Origin of the sequence: Faecalibaculum rodentium, assembly GCF_001564455.1 — a bacterium.
GTDB classification, from domain to species: domain Bacteria; phylum Bacillota_I; class Bacilli_A; order Erysipelotrichales; family Erysipelotrichaceae; genus Faecalibaculum; species Faecalibaculum rodentium.
Genome location: NZ_CP011391.1, coordinates 2,021,267 through 2,036,188, shown reverse-complemented (window position 1 = coordinate 2,036,188; position 14,922 = coordinate 2,021,267). Strand labels below are relative to the sequence as shown.

Below are 14,922 nucleotides of genomic sequence, written 5' to 3'. Positions count from 1 at the left end.
CAGATACTGCCAATTCTACGAAAGATTTCCTCCGCTTCCTCCCTTGACAGTGGGGCCCACTATCCCCTGGACCCCTTTCTCTTGCCTTCATCCAAAGAGTCAATATCTGACAGTTCTTGGCTGAAGGCTCATCAGTCTACCAGGGGATAGCCCACTGTAAAGGGCGCTCCAGAATTCTTTCTCAGTCAGTGCTGGTCCTTTGGAACATTACTTCATATTCTGCTGGGGACATATATCCACAGTGGCTGTGTATCCGTTCAGGGTTGTACCAGTCATCTATATACTGACTCACCAGTCGGTATGCATGCCTGTAGTTCTGTATATCGAACCTGCTCAGCCATTCCCTCTTGATCAGGGAGTGGAATGATTCAATACAGGCGTTGTCATACGGAACTCCTTTTGCTGAATAACTGCGAATCATTCCTCTGGTCAGTTTTCTGTACAGATCACAGGTATAGTGGATTCCTCGGTCCGTATGAATCATTATCGGTTCCTGGGACGGCCGGCGTTTTCTGGCTTCTTCGATCGATTTCAGAATTGGACCTGTGTCCAGCGTTTTTGTAAGCTTCCAGGAAATGATCCTTCTGGAATACAGATCCATGATGCAGGCAAGGTAAACGAATCCGTCCAGCTTTGTGTGGATATAGGTGATATCTGTGCACCATACGCAGTTTGGGTGAGCCGGAGAGAAGTTTCTATCCAGAAGATTCTTCAGATTTCCACTGAAATCACTTCGTATTGTGGTTTGTGTATGAGGCTTGACCCACTGTGCTCGGATCCCCATTTGACGCATATAAACACCAACGGTCCTTTCTGTAATGGAGATCCCTCCTGAGTTCAGGATTTTAGCGATTTTTGGCGCTCCGTAGTTTTCGTGGCTGTCTTCATAAATCTGAAGGATGGCCTTTTTCACATCATGCCTGCGCTTTTCCTGGTGGCTGGGTTTCCGCTTTAAATAGTCGTAATAGCCAGATCTTGAAAGACCAAGTTTATGAAGCACCCTGGATACCGAGAATTGGATTCCAGCTTTATGATCCTCGGCAACAAGTTCGTATTCGACCTGCTTCAGTTTCCCAGAATGCTTATGGCTTTTTTTAGAATCTTCAAAGCCTCCTGTGAGTCCCTGAGTTCTCGTTGAAGCCTGACATTTTCTTTGAGAAGGTCTTTTTCTTCCTTGTCATTATTATGAGCTGTCACAGCTGAAAGACCGGATCGGTTGAAATCTGCCCTCCATCTTTCCAGGGTGCTGCGGCCTACACCAAGTGTTTCAGCACATTCTATAACGGTCATTTCTGGATGGTTAGTCAAAAATTGAACCGCATCCTGCTTGAATTCATCTGTAAATGTTTTACGTTTCTTTGCCATAGATTTTCCTCTTTCATAGTGATTGTAGTTCTATGACATAGATACCGGTATTCTTAGAATCTCTAAATGGACTGTCCGTAAATTATTCTAAGGTCAAGGCAAAGCTGAAACGGTGGAAGAAAGATATTGAGAACCGGCATGTTCGTCTCTGTTTTGGCACAAAGAAGCTTTTCAAAGCTCAGTATCATCTGGAAGAGAACAACCTTTCCAGTCATGAGGAATGGAAAGAGATGTTCATTAGAAACCGGAATCGGATGATGTATCTGTGCGGCAAGAACGATGAGAAAAACGGAAACCAGCTCTGCCATCTGATCCGTATGGAAGACGGTTCCTGGCAGATCGGCGTCCTGCCTGTACTGAAGTCTGAAAAAGGACAGGACAGGATCATTACCGGACCGGTAAATATCACTCATACTCCGGGGCTGGAACTGCTAAGCCAGGTATTTGACGGCTATGAAGCCGATCAGCCGATGAAGCAGGCCATCAGTGTCCGGATCCTGAGAAGGAAGAAAGGGTATTACGTTCAGTTCTTCCTGTATCTGCCAAAGCAGGATGGATGGAACACGTCCTCTTTTGAAGGAGTGATCGGTCTTGATTTCAACGCTGACCATATCGCTCTTTGCGAGACGGACAGAAAAGGAAACATCATTTATGCCAGAAGGATTGGTTTTCCTGGCCTCGGCAGAAAGAATCACAACTATGATCAGGGGATCGATCAGATGAGAACGGCTATAAAGAAAATCACAGCCGAAGCCCGTTCCAAAGGAAAGGATCTCATCATAGAAGATCTTGACTTCTCTGCTAAGAAGTCAGACCTTCAGAAGAACAAGTATTACAACCGAATGATTTCTCAGCTTGCCTATAGCCAATACACGCAGGCAGTAAAGAGAAGATGCTTCAAAGACAATGTGGATCTGAAGATCGTAGATCCGGCTTATACCTCAAAGAAAGCAGAAGAGACAGTATGCAGAGAACACGGCATCAATGTTCATCTTGGTGCAGCCTGCATAATCGCTAGAAGAGGTCTTGGTCTCTTTTAAGATAGAAAAAACCTCCTGCAGGGAGGGAAGAAACGCCAGAGGATGTTTCTTTCAGGCCCTGCAGGAGGAGATTCAAAAACAGCTGTCCGGCTCAATGCATCAAGGTGCAGGCCCCGGAACAGAACTGGCATCAGGCGTAGGATGCCGGGCCGCCAAGGCGGTATGGATGTCTCAATTCCAGATTTTCCAATTATTAGCTACGCTCTGGATGGATATATCCAGTTTCATGTGGTTGGACTGGGACCAGACTGGATGGATCATGAGGAAAAAGCGATTCAGTGTCTGGGTCACATCTTCCGATGTGATGATGATAAAGAAAAGCAGTTGGCCTATCTGGAGGAGGGAATTCCAATGACGGTGAAAGCGGAAAAAGTGTTGAATGAATACAGCGAAGATCAGTTCAAATGGTTCCACCGGAGCGAGAAGGAAAAGTATGACCGTATGAAGGCAGAGATGCATGCAAAGATCAGTGACAGGGATGCAAAACTGAAGGATAGGGATGCAAAACTCAGAGATATGGAATACGAAATGGAACGAATCCGGAAAGAGAACGAAATGCTGAAGGCGCTGGCAGAAAAGGCGGGGCAGAATTCGAATTTGTCTGTAGCGGAAAATGCTCCGGTTCTTCCGGATTATTTAGATAAGACTCATGACTGACAGGGTTTGCAGCCATAGTCAAATGTAAAGGGACAGGGGGGGCTGGTGTTGTGACTGCCAAAACAGAACAGATACAGGATGAAAGTGGAGAAACGGAGTTTCGCCGGCTTCATAAAAGCAGGATAGAGGAGTTTAACCGGCTGAAGGCGGAGCTGGAAGCCATGCGGAAAGAGAATAAAAGAATGGAATCCGCACTGGAATACGTTAAGGCCAGGAGGGCAGACATTGATGCAGGACTGGCAGAATATAAAAGAAGGTCAGAAAATGTTAAAGCCAGAATGAGTGGCCTTTTTACAGACTTGGAAGGTCCTGATCCCGTGTTTGAGGGTAGTGAGGAGCAACGTCAGGAGATTGTGGCTGAGCTGGATGATTTGGCATCCGAGTGGGAAAGACTGGAGAAAGAGGATGTGGCATTGCAAAAGTATATAAAGGAATTTCTTGCCTCATCGTATATCTATTCTTCTTTGATCTGAAAACTGCAGGGATAATCTGAGGTTCAGATTCTTCTCTTCTTCGGACAGCGGCGGCTGAGAGAAACCTGATGAAACCAGGACTCCGGATTTGTTTCCGGTTTTTTTCTTAATTGGGTTGCCTCTCCCGTAACGGGAGCCGCTATGATGAACCTGCTTGAGCAAGAGGTTATGCATGATCACGATCGGAAAAATGTCACAGGCCTGCCAGCTGAGTGTGAAGACACTGCGCTGGTATGACCAGATGGGGCTGCTGAAGCCCCTGCACATCGATGAGAAAACCGGATTCCGGTACTATTCACTGGACCAGATCGACCGGGTGATTCTCATCAAGCGATACAAACGATTCGGGTTTTCCCTGGAGGAAATCACCAGTCTGCTGGAAGCAGATGAAGACCGGGTTAGGGCCTCTCTGTCCAGAAAGAGGGCAGAGCTGGAGGCCCGGATCCTGGAACTCCAGCAGATATCGGCGGAAATGGGGAAATTCCTGAAGAAAGAAACGGAGAAAAACAAAATGTCAGAAGAAATCAGAATTGTGGAAACATCAGAAATGCCGGTCTATGGACTCCGGCAACACAGGGCAGTGAAGGATTTCGGTACTGCCTTCGGCACGATTTTTGAACAGGTCGCAAAGGATCACCTGCAGCCAGCGGGCCCCACAGGCGCCAGATACTATGACGAGGAGTTCGATCGTGAGGATTCGGACATCGAAGTCTTCATTCCGCTGGCTACAAAGGAAGGAGCGAATGCTTCGGTCGGGGGAATGACATGTGCGAAACTGACACACAATGGCGGTTACTCGACGCTGGATGAATCCTATGCCAGGCTGGTGAAATGGATCGAGGAAAACGGATACCAGACAACAGGAGCTCCTTATGAGCTGTATGTGAAGACAGGGTATGAAAACCCGAATCCGGCAACCTGGGAAACGGATATCTATTTCCCGGTGGAAAAAAAGCAGGGCTGAAGACAGCCAATTACTGAAAAAAACTGTCGGTCATGACAGTTTTTTTAAGCAGAATCAGATTTGCTTTTCGGGAAATGTGGAATGGGGTTCCCTCTGAGTTTGACCATTTTGTTTATCATTCGGAATCAGAGGACAGTTCTGTCAGGAACTGTTCTGCGACAGCCCTGTACTGATCCTGGGTATGCAGACAGGTGTCTGTGAGATAGCCCGGTTCGCTGTCATACTCCCGCAGACCCCGGATGTAGAAAGCCCGGTTCCGGTCCAGGATGATGAACGGCCACAGACCATTGACAAGACATTCGCGGAACAGGATCATCCGGCCGATCCTGCCATTGCCGTCGCTGAAGGGATGAATACGCTCAAAGCGGACATGAAAGTCGATCAGGTCCTGGAATGTGCGGGAACTCTTTGAAGTACATTCATTCACCAGTTCCGTCAGCTCAGCCTCCACTCTGGCTGGTGGCGTGGTCTTCACCGGGTTGATCATCCCGATCTGGTTCCCGATTGTTGTAAAACCGCCCACATTCATCCAGGGCCTGGTTTCATCCGATGTGCCCCGCTTCAGCAGACGCTGCATTTCCAGAATCAGCCCAACAGACAGAGGGTGCTCCAATGTCTGCAGCATATAGTCAAAGAGCCGGAAGTGGTTGCGGACTTCCACCAGGTCGTCCAGACGGATGGGCGTATTCTGTTCCGGAAGAAACGTCTGATCCTCAAATATCATTTCTGTCTGGTCAGGACTGATCTGACTGCCCTCTATTCGATTGGAATTGTATGCAAAATTTGTCTGAGTCCAATGATAGATATTTCCTTTCTCGTGTGCGTCCATTTGCCGCAGCAGTTCTGATTTCAGTGTAATCGGGTTCATGGCGTCATTATACCAAATGGGTTATCAAACAGAGCTTTTCCAACCCGAACGGACTGTAGACTCAATTCTGCCCCCTTGTCTGCCAGCATCGGCCTCAACAAAAAACTGCCCCCGAAGGAAACGGGGACAGTCTGATTTCGTTGAATTTACACGTTGGTCGCGGGGGCATCCTGGTCGGTCATGGGGTTCTCCATGACCTCCTTGATGCGCAGCTTCTGCTCATGGGCTTCCTTGCGTGTCAGGAAATCCGGGTCGTTGTCGTCATGCTTGTACACCAGTTTCAGGAAGACAGGCGTGATGACAGTCGTGAATACCACACAGAGCAGGATCGGGGTCACGAAGAACTCCGATAAAAGGCCCAGGGCCATGCCCTTGTTGGCGACAATCAGCGCGACCTCCCCACGGGAAATCATGCCGCACCCAATGCGCAGGGACTGCGTGGGGTTGTATTTGCAGAGCAGGGCGCCGCCGCCGCAGCCGATGATTTTCGTGAGGACCGCGCCGATGCAGAGAACGACGATGAGCTCGATGAGTCCCCAGGAAAACTGGAAGGGCTCGAGTTTCAGGCCGATGCTCGCGAAGAAGATCGGGGAAATGAGCATGTAGCTCATGGTGTTGATGCGTCGGGTGACGTAGCTGCACTGTCGGGTGCCGGAGATGATCAGACCGGCCACGAAGGCACCGGTGATGTCCGCCACGCCGAAGAACTCCTCGGAGGCCCAGGCCATGATGAGGGCGAAGGCGAAGGAGACAATGGAGTAGCGCTGGAGGCCGTTGTTGTTGTCATGGGCGAACCACCAGGCGAAGAACCGGTGCATGACGAGACCCACGACAACGGCGAACACCAGGAAGCCGAGGATCTTGAGCATGACCACACCAATGTTGACGGAAGAATCCGCCATGCCGGTTACGAGCGTGAGGCAGATGATGCCGAGAACATCGTCAATGACAGCCGCAGCGAGGATCGTGTTGCCTGATTCTGTAGCCATGCAGTGCATCTCCTTCAGGGTCTCCACGGTGATGCCCACGGAAGTGGCGGTGAAGATGACACCGATGAAGAGGTTCTCAAGCCAGGCTTCAGGGCCGGTGTTGTAGAACATGCCGATGATGTAGCCGACGATCAGGGGAACAATGACGCCAAGGAGCGCAATGATGAAGGCCTTGAAGCCTGCACGGCGCAGGTCGGTGATGCTGGTTTCCAGACCGGCGGAGAACATGATAACGATGACGCCCAGTTCAGATAAAGCTGTGATGATGGTGTTGGGTTCCACCAGGTTCAGCATTGCGGGTCCCAGAACGATGCCGGCCACCAGGGCGCCGACGACCGCGGGCATCCGGAGTTTTTTGGAGAAAATGCCAAAAAGCTTGGTGCCCAGCAGGATCAGTGCAATGTCAAGAAGGTAACGATAACTCTCCATGGAATGCTCCTCCTGTAATTCAGGAGCATTATCACAGAAAAAAACCGCAATGACGAACAACTTGCACAGGGCTGAGCGGGTTGGATGGTCAGGGGACAGAAGAGAGCGGTTTCAATTCCCGAAAGCGAAAGGTGTATGCTGTGATGAGTGTCTCTATACGCAATGAATGCGAACTTAACGCCGGTAAACATTACAAATGACGCATAACATTGTGAAACGGGGATGTGACAATTGTGTGCAAAGAAGGCCAAAGAGACGCGGTACAGATTTCAGGACCGGCTCCGGAGAGCCCGAAGGCAAAGAAAAAAGGAAGGGTGGGTATCCTTCCTGGGGCTGTGGGGGCGGGTCAGCGTATGATGTCTGCCCTATCCTGCGCACTGGCTTTCATTCACTGCTGATTCTTCGTTCCCCGGTTCTGCCTGCCGGTTTTCATTACCCGCGGCATCTTTTGTGTCCGGCTGTGACTGGGCCGTGCCATCATCGACTTTGTGTCCATCATCGGCAGGCAAGGCTGTCCGGGTCGTCGGGTCTGTCACCCGGGTATCGAACAGCTCGCGGAATTTCTCCAGCAGCTCCATGCTCGTGATGGCGTCATCCAGGGCGCGGTGGGTGGATTGCGTGAGTCCGTAGTCGTCGGCGAGCACGCGCAGGCTGTATTTCTCGCGGTCCGGGAGATGGGTCATGGCGAGTTTGCAGGTGTCGATGTAGTTGTTGTCCAGGGGCAGGTTCAGGTTTTCGGCCAAAAGCTTCATGTCGTTCTGGACGGAGTGGCCGATCACCGGATCGTCCTGGAGAAACCGGAGGATCGGCCTGGTGAGGGCCTGGATATCGGGGGCATCCTGGAGCTGGTCATCTGTGATGTGGGTGAGGTCAACGATCACCGGCAGCAGTTTCTGGTGGGGATTCACGAAGCTCTGGAAGGTTTCCCGGGGTTCGCCGTTCACATACCGCACCATGCCGATTTCGATGATCTTGTTATTGGGGTGTGTGCTGGTGGCCTCCAGGTCCAGGGCGATGTACCGGTCGGGAAAGGCATCGGGATTGGGGCGTCCGTGGTAAAGCCGGCGCATATCGGGTCCCTTCCGTTTCTTTTTCTGGAGTGGCGAAGCCTGGGCTTTTTCCATGAGCGCGGCCCGGCCGGTGATCTTCACGTAGGGACGCCGGGCTTTTTCTTCGAGCATCTGCCGGAAGTGTGCCGGGTCGGCGGTGCTTGCCCGGTGACCGAGTACGAACAGCGTGGCTTTGGTGGGGTGCGTGGTGACAAAGGCCCGGTGCTTCCGGGCGTCTTCTTCCACCGCGACTTTTTCCTGGTCGGAGAAGTCTCCCACGAGGAAGATCTTCCGTCCCCGCAGGGACCCATCCAGGCGTTCTTCCAGGACATTGGCCAGGCAGTCGGGTTTCCAGAGCCGGGCATAGAGTTCATATTCGTCCATGACCGGAATATCGGCTCCCTGCTTCACGGCTTCATCCCGCCGCAGCCGCAGCGGGGACTGGTCGGTCGCGGCATGGGTGGAAATGAAGAGGTCATAGGGTTCATCCTGCCCCACGCGGGTATAGCCGGAGTCCCGGAGCATTTTCTGGAGCCGCTTGCGCGGGATTTTGGGAGATATGTCCATGAGAATGCGCGTCATGCGGTTCTCTCCTTTCTGTGGGAGTCTGGATCTGTGGGGCCAGGGTCTGCAGCCGGGTGGGTGGGGTCTGATTTGTCCGGACGGCTGGAGAGCACGAAGTTGGCCAGGGCGACTGCGATGAGCAGGGCATAGCCAAGCCAGCTCAGCCAGTCGGGGAGCTGTCCGAAGAACACCAGGCCGAAGAGGGCGGAGAACAGGATCTGGGAGTAGTCGTAGATGGAAATCTGTCGGGCAGGCGCAAAGCCGTAGGCGTAGGTGATCGCAAACTGCCCGCCGCTGGCCGCAAGTCCGGTGCACAGGAGCATGAGGAGCTGGTATGCATCGGGCTGCACGAAGTCCATGGCAATGAGGGGTATCACGGCGATGCAGGAAAACGCGGAGAAAAAGAAAATGATTTTTGGTTTTGCGACGCCCCTGAGGGTGAGCTGCCGGACGTAGGTGTAGGCAAATCCCGCAGCGAGGGCGCCAGCGAACTGGATGATGGCCGGTCCCAGGTCCGGGGTGAAGCCGGGTTTGACGACGAGCAGGCTGGCTGCGAAGGCCAGGAGAATGAGACCGCCCTGCCAGGACTTGATGCGTTCCTTGAGGATCAGCCAGCTGGAGAGGATGGTGAAGAACGGCACGAGTTTCTGGATGGCTGTGGCATCTGCGAGAAGCATGTGGTCTACGGCATAGAAGTTGCACATCATGCCCAGGGTCCCGCAGACCGAGCGCAGGGTGAGCAGAGGCAGGTCCTGCCGGCGATAGGCGAAGCCTTCATGGGCCCTTGCCATGGCGATGCCCGCCACGATCATGGCAATGAAGTTGCGGAAGAAGGTTTTTTCGATGGAAGGGATGTCGCCTGCGAGCCGGATGAATACATTCATGAGCGCAAAGCAGAAACTGGATGCGACCAGACACAGGATCCCTTTTTGTTTGTCTGACATGCTTTCATGATAGCGCCGGCAGCAGCGGTTGCGAAGGGGGTTTGACCGTGGGAGGTCCCCGGAGCAGGCAACGGGGAGGTTGACAGGCAAAGGGACAGATCTGAGAATGGGAAAGCGGGAGAGGACGGTCAGGATGTATATTGAGATTTCGGCGGATCACCGGGAGCTGATGGTGTATGAGAAGGAATCGGTGATTCTGAGGCGATACCCGGTGCTGATGATCCGGGGTGAATGGATCCTGTTTGCGGATCAGAAGGATGGCCGGATGGAGATCCTGGCGGCGAGGGTGACGTTCGATGAACAGGGCTGCATTGCCTCCTTTGACCGACATTTGACGCGTGACCAGTGGCATGTGGTGCACAAGTTGTGGCAGGAATACGAGAGGGAACACAGGGCTGGCGGCTGAGGGGCTGCCGGTCCTGCTTTTTTCGTGTGCCCGGCATGGCATACATCCAGGTGGTGAAAGTCCACCATGGGAGCGTATCATCGCAACCGCTAACCATTAGCTCAAGGCAAGGGGCTCACTGGTAACAGGAGTTCTGAAAGAAGCCCGGCGGCAAAGTTCCGGCCTGAGGAACACGAACCGCATATAAGGCCACAGACGGAGACGAGCGTGCGAAACAGCGCAAAGTCGTAATAGTTGCGGATGACTGTCTGGGGTAAATGCGGCAGGTATATGGAATGAAAGATGTATGACCTTACCCGGGGAGGTCCTGCCAGCGAGAGGAATCATCAAACCATGATGACCCCCTTCCCGCAGTAATAACGAATGGCAGGAAGTCAGCCGAGGCCATAGTAGCGAAGAAGTCCCTGTAATGGGGATGGAGTGAAGGGCCGAACGTACAATTTACTGCAAATATCAGGAATGCGTCCTGCACAACAAACCGATAAAGGACAAACCCAGAGAGCCCCTGAAGATGAGTAAGGAAGGGCAGTGCAGGAACACGTGAAAGAAAGGAGCAGCCATGAACCAGACCAGACTGATACAGCCGGAAGACCTGAGCACTCAGGAAATCTTCTCCATGGAGAACCTGACCAATGCGTGCAGACAGGTACGACGAAACAACGGAGCGGCGGGAGTAGATGGGGTCAAAGCCAGAGAACTCCCTGTGTGCCCCGGAGAGTACTGGGAACAGTTGCGGGAACAGATACTGGACCGCAGCTATAAACCACTGCCAGCCAAAAGGACCGATATCCCGAAACCGGATGGGAGCATGCGGGGACTGAATGTCCCGGCAGCCAGAGACAGAGTCGTGCAGGCCTGTCTGGCAAGCTATCTGGATTACAGGAAGGACTTCGAGATGAGCAACAGCTCATACGGGTTCAGGAAGAACAGGAGATGTGAACAGGCGATACTGAAAGGCCTCGAGTTCATGAACGACGGGTATGACTGGATCGTCGACATCGACCTGAGGAAATTCTTCGATACGGTAGACCAGGACAGACTGATCCGCCTGATAGACAACCTGTTCCATAACAGGGACGTCACGTCGCTGACAAGGAAGTTCGTCAGAGCTGGAGTCATGATAGACGGAAGGCTTGTCAGGACAGAAAGAGGCATCCCGCAGGGAGGGCCGCTTTCGCCGGTACTGGCCAACATCTATCTGGACCAGGCAGACAAGGAACTGGAAAGCAGAGGGCTGAGATTCACGAGATACGCAGACGATATGCTCATCTATGTGAAATCGGAAGCCGCCGCCAACAGAGTGATGAAGTCATTCAGCAACTATCTTGAAAAGAAGCTGAAGCTGGAAGTGAATGCTTCAAAATCGAAAGTGGCCAGACCGGATGAAGTGAAATATCTGGGGTTTGGCTTCAAAAGGAACAAAAGGGAATGGAAGGCGATACCGCATGAGAAGTCCATTCATGAGTTCGAGCAGAAGATAATGAAGCTGACAAAACGGAACTGGAGCGTATCTCTTGAGGAGAGGATTGAAAAAATCAATCAGGTCATCAGGGGATGGAGCAATTATTTCAGGTGTGCATGGCTGTATAAAGAAACGGTGCGCAAACTGGACAGCAAGCTCCGGAGAAGAATCAGGGCCATCATCTGGAAGCAGTGGAAAAGCATCAGGAAAAAAGAAGAGAGCCTCATCAAACTGGGATGTCCCAGAGACAAGGCTCACTCATATGCGTGTGCACGACAGGGATATGTCCGTTGTGCAATCACATTCCTGAACAAGTATATCAGAAATATACACCTGAAAAAGAAAGGCCTTCTATCCATGGAGGAATACTTCGATACGGTGGCAGTAAGGTTCATGAAAACATTTGTACGAACCGCCCAGTGCCGAACGGCACGCTGGGTGGTGTGAGAGGGTCAGATGACACCTACTCGATTTGCGGCGGAAGATGGCGCTGGCCATTCGGGGTGATGGAGACGGTCTCGTGTGGGGAGCGGGAAACTGCCTGGTCTGTACCGGCTTTTGCCAGAGAGAATCAGGAAAACGGTACAATTGTCTCAAATTCAGTCCCGTCCAGAAACTTTCATCAAAAACAGGGCCTTCTGGCGAATCTATATAACAGGAGGTTCTTTGTATGGATGAGAAACAGTCCCGCAAGGACACAGAAACAGCCGGCTGGCTGGACGCAGACGGAAATTTTACACAGCGTTTGCAGGAGCAGAGGGAAAGGCCGGACTGGCCCTGGTATCATACTCTCTACCCGGATCTGGATCCTGTCAGGGACAAAACGAAATTTACGGTGCTGAACTATCGCCTGATCGACGATCTGTTCGCGCGGGTAGCACTGAAGGACATTCCGGCGGTTCAGCTGATCCTGCGGATCATCCTGAAGATGCCCGGTTTGCGTGTGATTTCCGTCAAGGTGCAGGAACTGCTGGAAAACGGTGTCAACCGCAGTCTTTGGCTGGATGTCCTGGCTCAGGATGACACCGGCAGGCGCTTCAATGTTGAGGTCCAGAACGGAAAAGAGGAATTCAGTCCGCGGCGGATGCGTCACCATGCGGCAATGATGGACGCCACACTGCTGGAAAAAGGCGGAGACTGGCAGAAGCTGCCGGATACCTATGTTATCTTCATAATAGATAAAGATTATCCAGGCAGCGGCCTGCCTTTGTATGAATACGAAGTGCTGCCCAGGGGCCATGACGTGAAGATGGACTTTGGCCTCCATTTTCTGGTCGTAAATGGCGAATGGCGGGGAGAGGATGCACTGGGGTGGCTGATGGCTGACATGCATGAATCCAATCCCATGAAGATGCACTATCCCGTGCTGGCAAGGCGATGCCTGGATCTGAAGACAGATGACAAGGAGGTTGTACAGATGTGTGATGCGGTACAGAAGCTGGTGGACGAGAGTAAGGAGGAAATCGCCATCAATCTGCTGAAGGAAAAAGCAGCACCGGAACTGGTGTCCAAAGCAACGGGTCTGTCCATGGAGCGTGTCCTGGAACTGCAGGCATCTCTCGGGGAAGGGTCAGCGGACTGACAGAAACGACAGGCTCGAGTGCCTTCAATGCGAACCTGTCGGGTACATGCAGTGATTTGCCTGCCATTGGCATCTCTGGACAGGATTTGAAGACGGATGACAAGGAGGTAAGACAGATGTGTGATGCGGTACAGAAGCTGGTTGACGAGAGCGGGGAAGAAAGTCGTGAAGAAAGCCGGACAGAGATCGCCATCAATCTGCTGAGGGAACAGGTTTCACCGGAACTGGTGTCCAAAGCAACGGGTCTGTCCATGGCACGGGTCCTGGAACTGCAGGCATCTCTCGGGGAAGGGTCAGCGGACTGACAGAAACGACAGGGGGGTCACGAGGCGGCAGAAGGGACACAGGTACATAAAGTGGTTGGCGGGCTGCCTGCCACCGGTATCGGATACAGGAAACAGAAAAAAGGACTGAGTGCGCACAACGCGACTCAGTCCTTCTGTTATCCTCCGGAGAATTTACCGGATAAAGTTCGTGCTCTGGCGGACTGCCTCCACCTCCGGGAGTCCCTGCTGTTCTTTTCCCAGGGCGATGGATTTCATGAGGAAAGCCATGTTGCGGCCGAGTGTCCGCATCGTCTGCTTTCCTTCTTCATCCTGCTGAGCTTCTCCCGGGGTCTGGCCGTGGATGGAGTTCCAGTACTGGCTGGATACCACCGGCATCTGGGAAATGGTGAAAAACTTGTTCAGGGCATCGAAGGTGGCAGATGCACCGCCCCGTCGGCAGCAGACCACGCAGACACCGACTTTCATGCGCTTGTCAAAGGGTGTGGAGTAGAACAGCCGCTGGAGCAGCGCCACCAGCGTGGCATTGGGCTGTGCGTAGTAGACCGGGGTGCCGACAAGCAGCCCGTCGGCTTCTTCGAATTCAGGCGCCAGTTCATTGACGATGTCGTGAAAGACGCACTGTCCATGACTCTTGCAGTAGCCGCAGGCGATGCACCCGCGGATGTCCTGGTCTGCCGGCATCGGCAGGAAACGGAGTGCCTGAGGCACCCACTTGTGATATCCGGCTGGTATCATCTGTATCGACAGAAAAGCGAGGAGAATGACATGAGTTTCAAGGACAGCAAAGTGGTGATCGTGGGCTGCGGCAATGTCGGGAGCACGATTGCGTATACGATTCTGAACCAGGGTCTGTGCGAGGAGATCGTCCTGATCGACCGGAATGAGGACAAGGCCTATGCCGAGGCACTGGACATGACCCATGCGGTGTATTTCATGAACCGGAACATCGTCATCCGCAGCGGCACCTATGAGGACTGCCGGAATGCGGATCTGGTGGTCGTGACGGCGTCTGCGCCGATGGCCAAAGATGCACATGACCGGCTGGAGATGCTGGCACCGTCGATGAACATCATGAAGTCCATTACGGAAAGCGTCATGGAGGCCGGATTCAACGGCGTTTTCCTGATTGTGTCAAATCCGGTGGACATTATGTCGTATTATGTCTGGAAGCTTTCGGGGCTGCCGCGCAATCAGGTCATCGGATCCGGTACGACGCTGGATTCCGCGAGACTCTGTGCCGAGCTGTCGGGGCTCTATGACCTGGATCCCAAGAGTGTGGAGGCGTTCATCTGCGGGGAGCACGGGGACAGCGAGGTGATTCTGTGGGATTCTGCAACGATCGGCGGCAAGGCGGTGACGGCGGTCATGGAAGACAACGCGGAGAGAACGAAGGAAGTGACGAAGGATGCCCTGCATGACAGGGTCATCAACCTGGGATGGGAGGTCTTCAACCGGAAGGGCAATACGTGTTACGGAATCGCGGCGGCTGCATGCGCGATCATCAAGTCGGTTCTCTTCAATGAAAACCGGATTTATCCCGTATCGGTGCTGCTGGATGGTGAATACGGGCAGGAGAATGTGTTCCTGTCGGTGCCTGTGATCCTGGACAAGACCGGTGCCCGGGAGATTGTGGAGATCGACCTGAGTGACGAGGAACGGCGGAAACTGGAAAAGTCCGGTGAGATCATGAAGTCGTTCCAGGATGAGCTGCATCTCTAGGAGTGCAGCCCGAAAGAAACCAGAAGAAAAACCGGCTGATGCCGCTGTCTGTCCTGATATAAGGAAGCCAGCGGCAGTCAGCCGGTTTTATGCTGTCTGAATTTCAACGGAGCTGGTGACACAC

17 protein-coding genes are annotated in these 14,922 nt (G+C 52.8%); 9 read left to right on the top strand and 8 right to left on the bottom strand.

Annotated features, from left to right (window positions below):
* Positions 1-181 precede the first annotated feature (181 nt).
* From aalo17_RS09935 to aalo17_RS12885, 3 genes are all read right to left on the bottom strand, one after another.
* Entirely contained in the window at positions 182-1,069 is an 888-nt protein-coding gene (locus tag aalo17_RS09935; protein ID WP_067554248.1) for an IS3 family transposase, read from the bottom strand.
* A complete protein-coding gene (locus aalo17_RS09930) occupies positions 1,066-1,365 on the bottom strand; it encodes a transposase (protein WP_067554245.1) in 300 nt (99 codons plus the stop codon). The genes aalo17_RS09935 and aalo17_RS09930 overlap by 4 nt, the downstream gene beginning before the upstream one ends.
* A gap of 62 nt (positions 1,366-1,427) precedes the next feature.
* Entirely contained in the window at positions 1,428-1,778 is a 351-nt protein-coding gene (locus aalo17_RS12885) for a hypothetical protein (protein WP_158507784.1), read from the bottom strand.
* Between the two features lie 57 nt (positions 1,779-1,835).
* Here aalo17_RS12885 and aalo17_RS09925 point away from each other — a divergent pair, with 57 nt between their 5' ends.
* From aalo17_RS09925 to aalo17_RS09905, 4 genes are all read left to right on the top strand, one after another.
* Positions 1,836-2,405 carry an IS200/IS605 family accessory protein TnpB-related protein gene (locus aalo17_RS09925; RefSeq protein ID WP_158507783.1) on the top strand — a complete coding sequence of 190 codons (570 nt, stop codon included), beginning with the start codon at positions 1,836-1,838 and terminating at the stop codon, positions 2,403-2,405.
* A 42-nt stretch (positions 2,406-2,447) separates the two neighbouring features.
* Positions 2,448-3,062, top strand: a complete 615-nt coding sequence (locus aalo17_RS12680; protein ID WP_145907648.1) for a hypothetical protein — start codon at positions 2,448-2,450, stop codon at positions 3,060-3,062.
* A 50-nt stretch (positions 3,063-3,112) separates the two neighbouring features.
* Entirely contained in the window at positions 3,113-3,535 is a 423-nt protein-coding gene (locus aalo17_RS09910; RefSeq protein WP_067558910.1) for a hypothetical protein, read from the top strand.
* A 172-nt stretch (positions 3,536-3,707) separates the two neighbouring features.
* Complete coding sequence (locus tag aalo17_RS09905; protein ID WP_067558907.1) at positions 3,708-4,499, top strand: MerR family transcriptional regulator; 792 nt, start codon at positions 3,708-3,710, stop codon at positions 4,497-4,499.
* 115 nt (positions 4,500-4,614) lie between these two features.
* Here aalo17_RS09905 and aalo17_RS09900 read toward each other — a convergent pair whose 3' ends face one another.
* The 4 genes from aalo17_RS09900 to aalo17_RS09885 all read right to left on the bottom strand — a co-directional run bounded on the left by aalo17_RS09900 (position 4,615) and on the right by aalo17_RS09885 (position 9,342).
* Complete coding sequence (locus aalo17_RS09900) at positions 4,615-5,367, bottom strand: Fic family protein (RefSeq protein ID WP_067558904.1); 753 nt, start codon at positions 5,365-5,367, stop codon at positions 4,615-4,617.
* A gap of 146 nt (positions 5,368-5,513) precedes the next feature.
* Positions 5,514-6,785, bottom strand: coding sequence for a cation:proton antiporter (locus aalo17_RS09895; RefSeq protein ID WP_067558902.1), 1,272 nt, complete (start codon positions 6,783-6,785; stop codon positions 5,514-5,516).
* 365 nt (positions 6,786-7,150) lie between these two features.
* Positions 7,151-8,416: a 3'-5' exonuclease gene (locus aalo17_RS09890; protein WP_067558899.1), complete on the bottom strand. Its 1,266-nt coding sequence runs from the start codon at positions 8,414-8,416 to the stop codon at positions 7,151-7,153.
* The gene (locus tag aalo17_RS09885; RefSeq protein ID WP_082743365.1) at positions 8,413-9,342 is read right to left on the bottom strand and encodes a DMT family transporter; all 930 of its coding nucleotides are present in this window, start codon (positions 9,340-9,342) and stop codon (positions 8,413-8,415) included. Before aalo17_RS09885 ends, aalo17_RS09890 begins: the two co-directional genes overlap by 4 nt.
* A 133-nt stretch (positions 9,343-9,475) precedes the next feature.
* On the opposite strand from aalo17_RS09885, the gene aalo17_RS09880 reads away from it, so the two are divergent.
* The 4 genes from aalo17_RS09880 to aalo17_RS09865 all read left to right on the top strand — a co-directional run bounded on the left by aalo17_RS09880 (position 9,476) and on the right by aalo17_RS09865 (position 13,097).
* On the top strand, positions 9,476-9,748 hold the full coding sequence (locus aalo17_RS09880; RefSeq protein WP_145907646.1) for a hypothetical protein: 273 nt from the start codon (positions 9,476-9,478) through the stop codon (positions 9,746-9,748).
* Positions 9,749-10,307: 559 nt separating this feature from the next.
* A complete protein-coding gene (gene ltrA / locus aalo17_RS09875; RefSeq protein ID WP_067557517.1) occupies positions 10,308-11,657 on the top strand; it encodes a group II intron reverse transcriptase/maturase in 1,350 nt (449 codons plus the stop codon).
* A 223-nt stretch (positions 11,658-11,880) separates the two neighbouring features.
* Positions 11,881-12,792, top strand: a complete 912-nt coding sequence (locus aalo17_RS09870) for a PD-(D/E)XK nuclease family transposase (RefSeq protein WP_067558894.1) — start codon at positions 11,881-11,883, stop codon at positions 12,790-12,792.
* A 116-nt stretch (positions 12,793-12,908) separates the two neighbouring features.
* Positions 12,909-13,097: a hypothetical protein gene (locus aalo17_RS09865; protein WP_067558892.1), complete on the top strand. Its 189-nt coding sequence runs from the start codon at positions 12,909-12,911 to the stop codon at positions 13,095-13,097.
* Positions 13,098-13,250: 153 nt separating this feature from the next.
* On the opposite strand, the gene aalo17_RS09860 is transcribed toward aalo17_RS09865, so the two are convergent.
* Positions 13,251-13,760: a flavodoxin family protein gene (locus aalo17_RS09860; protein WP_236940469.1), complete on the bottom strand. Its 510-nt coding sequence runs from the start codon at positions 13,758-13,760 to the stop codon at positions 13,251-13,253.
* An 84-nt stretch (positions 13,761-13,844) separates the two neighbouring features.
* Here aalo17_RS09860 and aalo17_RS09855 point away from each other — a divergent pair, with 84 nt between their 5' ends.
* Positions 13,845-14,798: an L-lactate dehydrogenase gene (locus tag aalo17_RS09855; protein ID WP_067558889.1), complete on the top strand. Its 954-nt coding sequence runs from the start codon at positions 13,845-13,847 to the stop codon at positions 14,796-14,798.
* The last annotated feature ends 124 nt before the right edge of the window (positions 14,799-14,922 follow it).